Source organism: Acidiphilium sp. MT5 (assembly GCF_054767495.1).
Genome location: NZ_BAABMR010000008.1, coordinates 35,001 through 46,313, shown reverse-complemented (window position 1 = coordinate 46,313; position 11,313 = coordinate 35,001). Strand labels below are relative to the sequence as shown.

Here is an 11,313-nt window from a genome sequence, read left to right as displayed (position 1 = left end):
CCATGCCGCATCCATCCCGCCGATTTCTGCTGCTCGCCACGCCCTTGCTGCTCACCGGCTGCGGCACCGTGCTGGATCGTGAAAAATATCAACCGCGCAGCGATTGGCCACTGGCCCCACCCAAGCCGCGCAGCACCGAAGCCGGCGCGCGCCTCGGCCCACGCGCTGGCGTAGTGCTGGTACGCTCAGTGTTGGCCGGGCCGGGCCTCGCTGATCGCGGGCTGCTCACCTTGGAGCCAGATGGCAGCTTGCATCGCGGCTATTATAATCGCTGGGCAGTGCCGCCGGCCCAAGCCGTCACCGCCGCGCTGATCACCTGGCTGCAAGCCTCCGGCCGTTTCGCCGCCGTGATCGGCGAAGGCTCTTCGCTCAGCCCCACTATTTTGGTCGAGGCGACATTGGAAACCTTGCTCGCCGATCCATCATCCCATCAGGCGCGCGCGGCGATGACGCTGGTGGTGGCCAAGCCGCACGGACTGGGCGAAATTCCACTGGTCCAAAAGCGCCTGCGCGCCACCGCACCGCTGAGCGGCGTCACCGCGCCCGATTTGGTGCGCGCCCAGCGCGAGGCTCTCGCCCAGCTTCTCAGCCAGGCGGTTGTTTTGATTACAAGCGTTGCGCCCGGCAAAGCTTGATAAAACCGGAAACCGCTGGCCCCTGCGGTCGCCCGGCCACCGAGGCCAGATGAATAGGGCGCTCCAAGACCGGCTTGCTCAGCGTGCATTTGGCCAAAGCATCGGGCAGATTGATCCGCTCGGAGAGAATCGCGATCCCCAGCCCCGCGCCAACCAGCTCGACCACATGCGCCGCCGCCCCGCCGCAGCGGAACTGCCGAAAATCCTGGCCGGTCTCTTCAATCAGCCGGACCCCGAACCCGCCGCAGCGGTCACCGATCAAAATCGTCTCGGCGGCTAACTGGCTGGCCTCCAGACTATGTTCCTTGCTGAGCATATGGGTAACCGCCAACACCACGGCGGCGCGATCCTGATAAAGCGGCCACCGGTTGAGCCGTTCCGGCAACGCGCAATCCCCCGGCAGTAGCGCGCAATCCAAATCATCCGCCAGCATCAACTCGGTAATCCGCCCGGCATCGGTTTCCTCGAAACGGACCGTCAGTTTGGGCAGGGCCGCCGCAACATCGCGGATCAACGGCGCGATCACGCTAGCGCTGATCCCCGGTCCCAGCCCGATTTTCAGGCTGCAACTCGGTTGCGAGCGCCGGGCCGCAGCCAAATTAATCGCGTTATCGGCGGCATCCAGCATCGCTTGCAAATGCGGCAGCATCGAGCGGCCCAGTTCGGTCAAGCGCGTCAAAGACCGCTCGCGAAATAGCAAAACGCCGCCCAGCTCTTCTTCCAGCCGCTGCACCGCGCGGGTCAGTGCTGGCTGGCTGACATGGTGCAATTCCGCCGCACGGGTAAAATTCAGCGTCCGGCTGAGCGTTACAAAGTAACGAACCTGAGTCAGTTCCATCAGTTACCCGAGCGAACCGGTTTTCAGAGCGCGCACCACCTCGATTACCTCGGATGGCTCAGCCCGTTTCGTGAAATCAGGATCAGCAAATCGCCAACGCACGATACCCTCCCTATCGAGAACGAACGTTGCCGGAACCGGCAGGAACCACGCGGCATTACCATGGCGCTCAGCAAGGTCAATACCGGCGAGGTTCAAACGGTTTCGATACAAAGGGGGCAGGCGAAAAATCACCCCCGCCGCTAGACCAACACCGTAATCGACATCGGACAACACAATGAAGTCGGCATTGTGCGCGATCTTGGCGTCCAGCGCTAGCCCATGCGTATCGGGCGTCAGCGCAACGAGCGTACCGCCGGCCTCGATCAGCGCGGGCAGGGATTCCGAGAGGCAATCGAGCATCATCCGGCAATAGGGGCACCAATCGCCGCGAAAAAATTGAATAATCACCGGCGCCCGGGCGAGCAGGCTGGTCAGATCGACCAGCCCGCCGCTGGCGTCGGGCAGCATGAAATCGGGAAACCGATCTCCAACCGCGATAATGTTCGGCAAGAAACCATTGTCGCGCAGGGTCGTAATCACCTGATCATAGGCGGCCTTATAGGCGTCATTCTGCAGCGCGGCTTCAATGCGCTGGCTGAGTTGGTCCCGAAGGCTCATACTGATCCTGCTCTTTCGCTCCTGCCGATCATTTTCGGTTTCTCCCCGCGCAGCAAGACCTACTGGGTTTTCTTGCTGATCGTTGGGGCGGTCTTTTGATGAGCCATGACCGCCTTTTTCATCGTATAATGACTCATCGTGTTATGGCTCATCGTTTTGTGGCTCATTGCGCTATGACCCGTCGTGCCGTGGCTCATCGCACCCTTCTTCATCGCACCCTTCGTCATCGCACCATGGGTCATGGCACCATGAGCCATCGCACTTTTCTTCTTGGTGCTATGGCTCATCGTATGATGGCTCATTGTGTTGGTGGTTTGTGCCGACGCGACACCCACGAGAGCGAGTGACAGGACGGCAGCGACGGTGGCAAAGCGCAACATAGAACATTCCTTCTTTCGATTGTGACGATACTGTGATTACTGGCCCTTGGGGGCCGGGAACAGCATAGCCGAAGGATTGGCCGTCCAGAAGGCCTGCATTTCCATCAACGCCTTCGACATTTCCATATTGGCCATCGCCATATGGTGCATCGCCATCATTTCATTTTTCGGCCCGATAGCGAATTGAGTGCCGTAGGATTGATTGATCTCAGCGACCAGCTTTTCCGCGTTGGACAGCTTGGCCTTCATCGCGGTCATTTGCTGGGGTGTCATGGTGGTGTGGGGCGCCGCATGGGCGAGCATCGGTGCCAGGCTTCCCAGGATGATCGTGCAAGCGAGAAGAGTGCGTTTCATTTTACTGCTCCTTGTGGATCCGCCAGCGCGGATCGGTTTTCTGAGCCGGATGGTCCGGCACCGGTCGCTCCGGCCTCTGTGATATGCGCGCCAACAGCCGGGATAATCCAATACCGTTTGGTTATGGTTTCGATGCCTCGACGAGGCGGCGCCGATCTGACAAGAGTGCGGCACCCTAACCAGTGGCGCGACCTCAAGGAGTGAGCGATGAACCCACAAAACCCACCCCGCGTGATCCATCCCTGGCCGTTGCGCGTGATGCATTGGCTGAATGCCTTCGCCATTATCGTGCTGATCGGCAGTGGCTGGGAAATCTATGACGCCGCCCCGTTTCTGCCCTTCAGCTTCCCGCAATGGATGACCATCGGCCAATGGCTCGGCGCCGCCATCGCCTGGCATCTCGCCGCCATCTGGTTGCTGGTGATCAATGGGCTAAGCTATCTGACATGGGGGGTAGTCTCCGGCCATTTCCGCCGGAAATTTCTGCCGCTAACCCCACGCATGGTCATCCAAGACATCACCCAGGCCCTGCGCCTGCATCTGCCGCATGAAACCGGCGTCTATAACGCGGTGCAGCGCCTGCTTTATTGCGGCGTGATTTTTCTGGGGATTGTCGTGGTGCTGTCCGGGCTCGCGGTCTGGAAGCCGGTGCAGCTTTGGTTTCTCTCCGACCTGTTTGGCGGGTTTTTCATCTCAAAAGTGGTGCATTTCATCGCCATGACCGGCATTGCCTTGTTCCTCGCCGTGCATCTCATCCTGGTCGCGCTGGTGCCCAAAGTATTGCCGCCGATGATCACCGGTGGCCGCTTGCCGGAGAGCGCAACCCCCACAACCCCCCTGGCGGAGTGACGCCGATGAAATCCCTCCCGCTCAATCGTCGTCAATTATTCACCCGTGCTATAGGCTTCGGGGCCGTGGGCCTGCTGCCCGGCTGCGATTTCGATCACCCCAACCATCCCGACCTGACAGACCGGGTGCTCTCGGCCATGTCGCGCTGGAATGACGAAGCCCAAGCGGCCTTGTTTGATCGTCACACGCTCGCACCGACCTATCCAGCCTCGGCCATCACCCGGCCCGCACGCTTCAATGCGTTTTACGATATTTCGCAGGCACCGCAGGTCAATCCAGCAACCTGGCAACTCGCCCTGACCGGGCGGATCGCCAATAAAACCCCCATTACACTGGCCGATTTGCGTGCCATGAAGCAGGAGAGCCAAATCACCCGCTTCATCTGCGTAGAAGGCTGGCGCGTGGTGGGCCAGTGGAGCGGCGTGCCGCTCGCCCATGTGCTCAAAGCGATCAACGCGGATACGCAAGCGCGCTATATTTTGTTTCATTGTGCGGATGGCTACTTCACCAGTATCGATATGCCCTCGGCGTTGCAGCCGCAGACAATTTTCGCGCTTGATTTCAATGGCGGCCCGCTCACCGCCCCGTTCGGCGCGCCGATGCGGCTCCGGATTCCCACCAAACTGGGCTACAAAAACCCGAAATCGATTGTGGCGATGGAAGTCACCAATCGCTTCCCCGGCGGGTATTGGGAAAATCAGGGCTATAATTGGTTTGGTGGATCATGATCCGGCGTTGGGGCGTGTATTTCAGTGTGCGTGGCGGGCTGGGCTTCGCCGCTTTGGTGAGTATCGGCACGGGCTATGCGCGGGCGCAACCGGCACCCGTGCCCGTGCCCGTCGTGGTGGAATTATTCACCTCGCAAGCCTGTTCGGATTGCCCACCGGCAGATCGGTTGCTGCGCCGTGAGCAGGCCTCGCAGCCCGGCCTGATCGCGCTCGATTTGCACGTGACCTATTGGAACAGCCCCGCCTGGCGGGATCGTTTCTCATCCCGTGCGGCCACCGCGCGTCAGCAATTTTATGTCGATCGCGGGTTAACGCATGAGCTATACACGCCCGAAGCCGTCGTTGATGGCCGCGTCGGCATGGTCGGCTCCGATAAAGCCCGGCTGAACGCCGCCATCGCAGCGTCCCGCGCCAACCCGGGGCCACGCGTGCCCATCACCATCACCCAGCAGGCCAGCGCGGCGATGGTGCAGGTCGCGGCGGGGCAAGCGCCAGCGGACGCGCACGTGATTGCCTTCGCAATCGACCCGATCGAGCATACCAAGGTCGGTGGCGGCGAGAATGACGGCGCCGATCTCACCGAGATCAATGTGGTGCGCAGCATTGAGATGCTGGGCGTTTGGACTGGTTCGGCGTTGTCGAAAACCGTGAAGCTCGCGCCGGGCCAGCATGTCGCGGTGATCGTGCAGACCCGCGATGGCGCGATCATCGGCGCCGCGATGCGTTAACGCGCGCCAAACTGGCTAGCCCCAGCGTGATCGGGCCTGATCATCCTCGGCGCGCGGCGCAACCCATTGCGCATCGCCATCGGTGAATGTTTCGTGCTTCCAAAACGGCGCGTCGGTCTTCAGCCAATCGATCAAAAATTCCGTCGCCTCCAAAGCCGCCGCGCGATGGGCGCTGGCGGCCGCCGCCAGCACGATGCGCGCCCCCGGCTCCAGACGGCCAATGCGGTGAATGATCGTGCAATCACTGAGCGGCCAACGCGCCATGGCTTGTGCGGCAATCGCCCCGGCGGCCTGCTCGGTCATGCCGGGATAATGTTCAAGCGTCAGCGCGGTCAGGCGCTTGCCATGCGCATCGGCGCGCACAATGCCCACGAAGCTGGCCACCGCCCCGGCACCGGATTCCAAGCGGGCCAGCTCGGCGCCAACATCAAAATCCTCAGCCTGCACCCGAATGATCGGCATGGCGTCAGCCGCCGGTAAAAGGCGGGAAAAACGCAATTTCATGGGCGCCAGCAATCGGTGCATCGGCGCTGACGAATTGTTGGTCCATCGCCGTCTTAATCACGGTGCGCTGGGCGAAGGCGTTGGCGTGGGCGGGGCTGCGCGCCGCCAGCCAATCGGTCAAGGCACCAATGGTGGTCACCTCGGCGGGCGGATCGACCCGCTCTTCGGCATGGCCGATGCGTTCGCGCAGCCAAGCGAAATAGCGGATCGTGACGGTCATTGCGCCGGGACTTGAACGGTGATCGATTGGCCGTTCGGCTCAACCAAGGTCGCGGTGCCGGTGCCGCTAGGGATCAGAATGCCGCCCCCCTGGCCATTGATCGGCGAGACTTGCTGATAGCGGCCATTGCTGGGGGTGCTGACAATGCCCACCGGACCCGCCGGGCCGACCAAGGTTTTGCCAACGGGCACACCCGCCGGCGCGGCAGCGGCGTTGCCGGTCGGGCGCACCGAGAAAGCCGCATTGGCATGACCGGGCGCCGGGCCATATTCGTTATCGTAGGCCTGGCCGAGCGGCACATTCATATCTTGTTGGATTTGCGCCAAGGTTGGGATTGGTTTTACTTTTCCGGGCCAAATATCGCCGGGCTGCGAGAGCACCGGCTGCACCGCCACTTGCTGGCCACGGGCGCGCTGCATATTGAGCGTCTCCGAGGGCGGGGCGTTCGGGTCGCCGAACGGGTCGATGCTGCTGTGCAAATAATTACCAACCCCGGCGCAGCCCGAGAGCAGCGTGAGCAGCAGGCAGGGCATGATTGCGGCAGTTGGGAATCCGCGTCTCGGCATGGCAGCTTTCTCCATCAAGCGAAATATCTTATCGACCAGTTTACCGGTTGATCTCAAGAGGGGGGTGCGACAGGCGCCGCGCCGCGTTCCACCGGCCAATGGATAAAATTGGCGATGAACCGCGCGATTGCCATAGGATCGCCCAGATCAAGCTGGGTTATCGTGCAGTTGGGCAAAGGTTGATCGCTGGCGACCGCGATGATGCCGGGCAGATCGGGCCAAAGCGGCTTTTTGCCGAGGGACGGGCGATGGATTTCGATTTTGGCCACCGGCGCTGATTTGAACCCCTCGGCCAAATACAGGTCAGCAGGTGCCATCCGGGTCAGCAAAGCCGCCAAATCCGGCTCGCCCTCGCCGCGATGTTCAGCGAACAGCACGAACCGGGCGGTGGTCGCGAGCATGGTTTCCTGCGCACCGGCTTGGCGGTGCCGGTGGCTATCCTTGCCCGGTTGATCCGGGTCCACCGCGTGATGGGCGTGTTTCAGGGTAGAGACAATCATGCCCCAGCCGGTAAGAATGGGCAGCAGTGTGGTCAGCAACGTGGTCTTGCCGCTGCCGGACCAGCCGATAAGGGCGAGCACCGGCGCAGGATTCTGGGCTGAATAGGGCTCAGGCGAGGGGGTCAATCCGAAAATCCTTCTGGCGGCGGCGGGGGTCAGCCGGCGGAATTGGGCTGGGTCACGTGGCGCAGGCCGGCGGTGAGATAATCCCAGCCGGTCAGCAACGTCAGGCCCGCGGCAATCCAGAGCAATCCGCCGCCCAAACCCGATGCGGGCAACCAGCCAATGCCAAGCGCGCGCGCACCCGGATCGCCGAGCAGCAACACGCCGAGGGCGAGCATTTGCGAGGCCGTCTTCCATTTGGCAAGCTTGGTAACCGGCAGGCCAATGCGAATACCGGCCAGATATTCGCGCAGCCCCGAGACCAGGATTTCACGCAGCATGATGACAATCGCCGGATAAATGCCAAAAGCGGGCAGCCGCCGAAACCCAACCAGCAGCATCAGCGTGGCACCCACCAGCAGCTTATCGGCAATCGGGTCCAGCATCCGGCCCAGATTGGATAATTGTTTCCGCGAGCGGGCAAGCTGGCCATCCAGCCAGTCGGTAACACCAGCCAAAGCGAACAAGCACGCCGCCAGCAGGTCCGCGACCGGGGCGTTGATCGCGACCAGCAGCACCAATACCGGGATGGCGGCGATGCGCGAGAGGGTCAACAGATTGGGCAGGTCGGTCAACATGGGATCAGATTAAGCCGTTTTGCGGCGGCGCGTAAGCCGGTTGATCGATCAGAGTGACGCGATCGCCCGGTGCAACCACGCCGCCGGTCAGCACCCGGGCGAACACGCCGCAATCGGCATGGCCGAAATGCTGCATTAATTCCTGCACCGGGTTGGCATCGCGCTGGCGCGTGACTGGGTTCAGCCCTGTCGCCGCGCAGCGATCAATGCGCTCGACCACTTCGATGACCGCCGCGCCAAGGCGCAGCCTCCGGCCAACCCAGTCAAATTCCGCCCAAGGTTCAAGGCCCTCAAGATAGATATTGGCGCGAAACCGCAGCGGATCGCGCGCAGCCCCCACTTTCTGCTCCAGCGCGCGCAGGCTGGGCAGGCCGATCAGGCTGATGAATTTGCGCGACTGATCGGTGAAATTGATGGCGGGCGCTTGGATCAACCGTGGGGTGCCGCGCAGCGCGCCGGGGATGGCCTGGGTGATAAAGCTTTCCAGCATCGCCCGACCATCGGGCGATGCGGGCGACGCCTCAATCACCCCGCCATCGGCGGCGCGCAGCGTGAGCGTATCGGCAACCTCGTCATAGCGCGCATCGAGAGATATGGCGTCAGGGTTGCGCGCTAGGCATACAAGCTCGCGCTTGGAGCGCCAGGACGGCGTGGCCTCGTCAAAACCGCAATCGGCTTGGGCAATTGCAAAAATGCGGTCGCCAGCAATGGCGCCATCAGGGCGCAACAGGGTGTTGGCCAGGCCTTCGCCGGTTAGGGTTTTGACCGGGTAGCGATAGATCGTCTCAACCTGCATCACATCCCCCTCTTGAGCCAGATCAATGCTACAACCATCTATGATCGGCAAGGTTGCGCCATCGCCTATTGAGGGGTGGCGCAGTCCGGTCGCCTCATGAAAGGGATCAAACAATGAATTTTGACAAATTTACCGAACGGTCACGCGGGTTTGTACAAGCGGCGCAGACAATCGCGGTGCGCGAATTCCACCAGCTCGTCACGCCCGAGCATTTGCTTAAAGCGTTTCTCGATGATGATGAAGGTGCTGCATCCGGCCTGATCCGGGCTGCCGGCGGTGATCCGGCTGCGGTGAAATTCGCGGTCGATGCCGCGGTGGCCAAGCTGCCGAAAGTGCAGGGCTCGGGCGCGGGGCAGCCGCAAATCACCCCAGATTTGGTGCGCGTGCTCGATGCGGCGCAGACCATGGCGCAGAAGGCGGGCGATGAATATACCGCGCAGGATCGCATTTTGGTGGCTCTCGCGGCCAGCGACACGCCGGCGGGCAAGGCCCTGAAGGCCGCAGGCGCTTCGGCGCAGGCGTTGGAGAAAGCGGTCGCCGATATTCGCAAAGGTCGCACCGTGGATAGCGCGAGCGCCGAGCAAAATTTCGATGCGCTGAAAAAATATGCGCGCGATGTCACCGAGGCCGCGCGGGCGCAAAAGCTCGATCCGGTGATCGGGCGTGATGAAGAAATTCGCCGGGCAATCCAGGTGCTGGCGCGGCGCACTAAGAATAACCCGGTGCTGATCGGCGAGCCAGGCGTGGGCAAGACCGCGATTGTCGAGGGGCTAGCGCTGCGCATCGTCAATGGCGATGTGCCAGAGGCGCTGAAGAATAAGCGGCTGATGTCGCTCGATTTAGGCGCGTTGGTGGCCGGCGCGAAATTTCGCGGCGAGTTCGAAGAGCGGCTAAAAGCGGTGCTCAAAGACATCGAAACCGCCAATGGCGAGATCATTTTATTTATCGATGAAATGCACACGCTGGTCGGGGCGGGCAGGGCGGATGGCGCGATGGATGCCTCCAACCTCATCAAGCCGGAGCTGGCGCGCGGCGCGCTGCATTGCATCGGCGCAACCACGCTCGATGAATATCGGAAATATATCGAGAAAGATGCCGCACTGGCGCGGCGGTTTCAGCCGGTCTTTGTGGATGAGCCAAGCGTTGAGGACACGATTTCGATTTTGCGCGGGATCAAGGAAAAATACGAATTGCATCATGGCGTGCGCATTCTCGATTCGGCCCTGGTGGCCGCAGCAACCTTGTCCAATCGCTACATCACCGATCGGTTTTTGCCCGATAAGTCGATCGACCTGATCGATGAGGCGGCGTCGCGTTTGCGGATGCAGGTCGATAGTAAGCCCGAAGCGCTGGACGAGCTGGACCGCCGCCTGATGCAGCTCAAAATCGAGCGCGAGGCGTTGCGGCGCGAGGATGATGCGGCCTCCAAAGAGCGGCTGACCCGGCTCGAGGGCGAGATTGCGGCCCTTGAGGAAAAATCCGATTCGCTCTCCGCGTCCTGGAAAGCCGAAAAGGATCGGATGAACGAAACCCAGCGGCTGAAGGAGAAACTGGATCAGGCGCGCAGCGACATGGAAATGGCGCAGCGCGCAGGCAATCTCGCACGGGCCTCGGAGCTGATGTATGGCGTGATCCCGGATTTGGAGCGCAAGCTGGCCGAGGGCGCGGGCGATGATCAACTGGTCAATGAGGCGGTCACCGAACAACAGATCGCCCATGTGGTGGCACGCTGGACCGGGATTCCGGTCGATAAAATGCTAGAGGGCGAGCGCGCCAAGCTGACCAAAATGGAAGATTTGCTGCGCAAGCGCGTGGTTGGCCAAGAGGCGGCGCTGCGGGCGGTCTCGGATGCGGTGCGCCGGGCGCGGGCCGGCTTGCAAGACCCGAATCGGCCCATCGGCTCGTTCCTGTTCCTCGGCCCGACCGGGGTGGGCAAAACCGAAACCTGTAAAGCCCTGGCCGAATTTTTGTTTGATGACGAGCGGGCGATGGTGCGTATCGACATGAGCGAGTTCATGGAGAAGCACGCGGTCTCTCGGCTGGTCGGCGCGCCACCGGGCTATGTTGGCTATGAGGAAGGCGGCGTGCTGACCGAGGCGGTGCGTCGGCGGCCTTATCAGGTGATTTTGTTCGATGAGGTCGAAAAGGCCCATGAGGATGTGTTCAATATCCTGCTGCAAGTGCTGGATGATGGTCGCCTGACCGATGGCCAGGGCCGCACCGTCGATTTCAAAAACACCATCATCGTGCTCACCTCGAATCTCGGCAGCGAAATCCTAGCGGCGCAGCCAGATGGTGAGGATGTGATGCTGGCCGAAGCGCAAGTGATGCGGGTGGTGCGGAGTCATTTCCGGCCCGAATTTCTCAACCGGCTGGACGAGGTGATTTTGTTCCGGCGCCTGCAACGGGCGGATATGGCAACGATTGTCGATATCCAATTGCGGCATCTGGAAGCCTTGCTGGCGGATCGAAACATCAAATTGTCGCTCGATCAATCGGCGCGCGATTGGCTGGCCAATGAAGGCTATGATCCGGTTTATGGGGCGCGGCCACTCAAACGCGTGATCCAGCGCAGCCTGCAAAACGCGTTGGCGACCAAAATCCTCGATGGCAGCATCCATGACGACCAAACTGTTCGCGTGAGCGTCGGTCTTGATGGGCTGGATATCGTGGCCGAGCTAGATAAAGCGGCCTAACCGCGCAACGAGCACTGATGTCTAGCCCTGGTCGCATGCGCTTGTCTCATGGCCGGACTGCGTCGCCGATCAGAGTGGGAACCGCGTGAACATCCCGCTCTGATCGGCGAAAACTGAGG

The 11,313-nt window shown here is 61.5% G+C and carries 15 protein-coding genes; 5 read left to right on the top strand and 10 right to left on the bottom strand.

The features are described from left to right. The first annotated feature begins 2 nt into the window (after window positions 1-2). On the top strand, window positions 3-635 hold the full coding sequence (locus ACYUCQ_RS09925) for an ABC-type transport auxiliary lipoprotein family protein (protein ID WP_460254367.1): 633 nt from the start codon (window positions 3-5) through the stop codon (window positions 633-635). Here ACYUCQ_RS09925 and ACYUCQ_RS09920 read toward each other — a convergent pair. Genes ACYUCQ_RS09920 through ACYUCQ_RS09905 form a run of 4 tightly spaced genes read right to left on the bottom strand, consistent with a single transcriptional unit; the run spans window position 607 to window position 2,867 of the window. Further along, window positions 607-1,473 carry a LysR family transcriptional regulator gene (locus tag ACYUCQ_RS09920; RefSeq protein WP_460254366.1) on the bottom strand — a complete coding sequence of 289 codons (867 nt, stop codon included), beginning with the start codon at window positions 1,471-1,473 and terminating at the stop codon, window positions 607-609. The genes ACYUCQ_RS09925 and ACYUCQ_RS09920 overlap by 29 nt on opposite strands. Before the next feature lie 3 nt (window positions 1,474-1,476). Next, on the bottom strand, window positions 1,477-2,133 hold the full coding sequence (locus ACYUCQ_RS09915; protein WP_460254365.1) for a peroxiredoxin-like family protein: 657 nt from the start codon (window positions 2,131-2,133) through the stop codon (window positions 1,477-1,479). Window positions 2,134-2,192: 59 nt separating this feature from the next. Then, window positions 2,193-2,513, bottom strand: a complete 321-nt coding sequence (locus tag ACYUCQ_RS09910; RefSeq protein ID WP_460254364.1) for a hypothetical protein — start codon at window positions 2,511-2,513, stop codon at window positions 2,193-2,195. A gap of 36 nt (window positions 2,514-2,549) precedes the next feature. Next, complete coding sequence (locus ACYUCQ_RS09905; RefSeq protein WP_460254363.1) at window positions 2,550-2,867, bottom strand: hypothetical protein; 318 nt, start codon at window positions 2,865-2,867, stop codon at window positions 2,550-2,552. A 207-nt stretch (window positions 2,868-3,074) separates the two neighbouring features. Here ACYUCQ_RS09905 and ACYUCQ_RS09900 point away from each other — a divergent pair, with 207 nt between their 5' ends. From ACYUCQ_RS09900 to ACYUCQ_RS09890, 3 genes are read left to right on the top strand one after another with little or no spacing between them, the layout of a single operon-like run. Further along, window positions 3,075-3,716, top strand: a complete 642-nt coding sequence (locus ACYUCQ_RS09900) for a cytochrome b/b6 domain-containing protein (protein ID WP_460254362.1) — start codon at window positions 3,075-3,077, stop codon at window positions 3,714-3,716. A 5-nt stretch (window positions 3,717-3,721) separates the two neighbouring features. Beyond that, a complete protein-coding gene (locus ACYUCQ_RS09895) occupies window positions 3,722-4,444 on the top strand; it encodes a molybdopterin-dependent oxidoreductase (RefSeq protein ID WP_460254361.1) in 723 nt (240 codons plus the stop codon). Beyond that, window positions 4,441-5,172 (top strand): DUF1223 domain-containing protein, encoded by a 732-nt coding sequence (locus ACYUCQ_RS09890; RefSeq protein WP_460254360.1) that lies wholly within the window; start codon window positions 4,441-4,443, stop codon window positions 5,170-5,172. Before ACYUCQ_RS09895 ends, ACYUCQ_RS09890 begins: the two co-directional genes overlap by 4 nt. Window positions 5,173-5,187: 15 nt before the next feature. Here the strand turns inward: ACYUCQ_RS09890 and ACYUCQ_RS09885 are convergent, their stop codons facing one another. From ACYUCQ_RS09885 to ACYUCQ_RS09860, 6 genes are read right to left on the bottom strand one after another with little or no spacing between them, the layout of a single operon-like run. Beyond that, window positions 5,188-5,634, bottom strand: a complete 447-nt coding sequence (locus tag ACYUCQ_RS09885; protein WP_460254359.1) for a molybdenum cofactor biosynthesis protein MoaE — start codon at window positions 5,632-5,634, stop codon at window positions 5,188-5,190. A gap of 4 nt (window positions 5,635-5,638) precedes the next feature. Beyond that, window positions 5,639-5,896, bottom strand: coding sequence for a molybdopterin converting factor subunit 1 (moaD, locus tag ACYUCQ_RS09880; protein WP_460254358.1), 258 nt, complete (start codon window positions 5,894-5,896; stop codon window positions 5,639-5,641). Continuing rightward, the gene (locus tag ACYUCQ_RS09875) at window positions 5,893-6,462 is read right to left on the bottom strand and encodes a hypothetical protein (RefSeq protein ID WP_460254357.1); all 570 of its coding nucleotides are present in this window, start codon (window positions 6,460-6,462) and stop codon (window positions 5,893-5,895) included. The genes moaD and ACYUCQ_RS09875 overlap by 4 nt, the downstream gene beginning before the upstream one ends. 53 nt (window positions 6,463-6,515) lie before the next feature. Then, complete coding sequence (mobB, locus tag ACYUCQ_RS09870) at window positions 6,516-7,088, bottom strand: molybdopterin-guanine dinucleotide biosynthesis protein B (RefSeq protein WP_460254356.1); 573 nt, start codon at window positions 7,086-7,088, stop codon at window positions 6,516-6,518. Between the two features lie 29 nt (window positions 7,089-7,117). Further along, entirely contained in the window at window positions 7,118-7,702 is a 585-nt protein-coding gene (gene pgsA / locus ACYUCQ_RS09865) for a CDP-diacylglycerol--glycerol-3-phosphate 3-phosphatidyltransferase (RefSeq protein ID WP_460254355.1), read from the bottom strand. A gap of 4 nt (window positions 7,703-7,706) precedes the next feature. Then, complete coding sequence (locus ACYUCQ_RS09860) at window positions 7,707-8,549, bottom strand: MOSC domain-containing protein (RefSeq protein ID WP_460254354.1); 843 nt, start codon at window positions 8,547-8,549, stop codon at window positions 7,707-7,709. Window positions 8,550-8,611: 62 nt separating this feature from the next. Here ACYUCQ_RS09860 and clpB point away from each other — a divergent pair, with 62 nt between their 5' ends. Next, a complete protein-coding gene (gene clpB / locus ACYUCQ_RS09855; protein ID WP_460254353.1) occupies window positions 8,612-11,194 on the top strand; it encodes an ATP-dependent chaperone ClpB in 2,583 nt (860 codons plus the stop codon). Window positions 11,195-11,313: the final 119 nt, after the last annotated feature.

What these genes read in the sequence shown, in the direction of transcription:
- ACYUCQ_RS09925 (WP_460254367.1), top strand. Translation starts at nt 3, where the DNA reads ATGCCGCATCCATCCCGCCGATTTCTGCTGCTCGCCACGCCCTTGCTG.
- ACYUCQ_RS09920 (WP_460254366.1), bottom strand. Translation starts at nt 1,473, where the DNA reads ATGGAACTGACTCAGGTTCGTTACTTTGTAACGCTCAGCCGGACGCTG.
- ACYUCQ_RS09915 (WP_460254365.1), bottom strand. Translation starts at nt 2,133, where the DNA reads ATGAGCCTTCGGGACCAACTCAGCCAGCGCATTGAAGCCGCGCTGCAG.
- ACYUCQ_RS09910 (WP_460254364.1), bottom strand. Translation starts at nt 2,513, where the DNA reads ATGTTGCGCTTTGCCACCGTCGCTGCCGTCCTGTCACTCGCTCTCGTG.
- ACYUCQ_RS09905 (WP_460254363.1), bottom strand. Translation starts at nt 2,867, where the DNA reads ATGAAACGCACTCTTCTCGCTTGCACGATCATCCTGGGAAGCCTGGCA.
- ACYUCQ_RS09900 (WP_460254362.1), top strand. Translation starts at nt 3,075, where the DNA reads ATGAACCCACAAAACCCACCCCGCGTGATCCATCCCTGGCCGTTGCGC.
- ACYUCQ_RS09895 (WP_460254361.1), top strand. Translation starts at nt 3,722, where the DNA reads ATGAAATCCCTCCCGCTCAATCGTCGTCAATTATTCACCCGTGCTATA.
- ACYUCQ_RS09890 (WP_460254360.1), top strand. Translation starts at nt 4,441, where the DNA reads ATGATCCGGCGTTGGGGCGTGTATTTCAGTGTGCGTGGCGGGCTGGGC.
- ACYUCQ_RS09885 (WP_460254359.1), bottom strand. Translation starts at nt 5,634, where the DNA reads ATGCCGATCATTCGGGTGCAGGCTGAGGATTTTGATGTTGGCGCCGAG.
- moaD (WP_460254358.1), bottom strand. Translation starts at nt 5,896, where the DNA reads ATGACCGTCACGATCCGCTATTTCGCTTGGCTGCGCGAACGCATCGGC.
- ACYUCQ_RS09875 (WP_460254357.1), bottom strand. Translation starts at nt 6,462, where the DNA reads ATGCCGAGACGCGGATTCCCAACTGCCGCAATCATGCCCTGCCTGCTG.
- pgsA (WP_460254355.1), bottom strand. Translation starts at nt 7,702, where the DNA reads ATGTTGACCGACCTGCCCAATCTGTTGACCCTCTCGCGCATCGCCGCC.
- clpB (WP_460254353.1), top strand. Translation starts at nt 8,612, where the DNA reads ATGAATTTTGACAAATTTACCGAACGGTCACGCGGGTTTGTACAAGCG.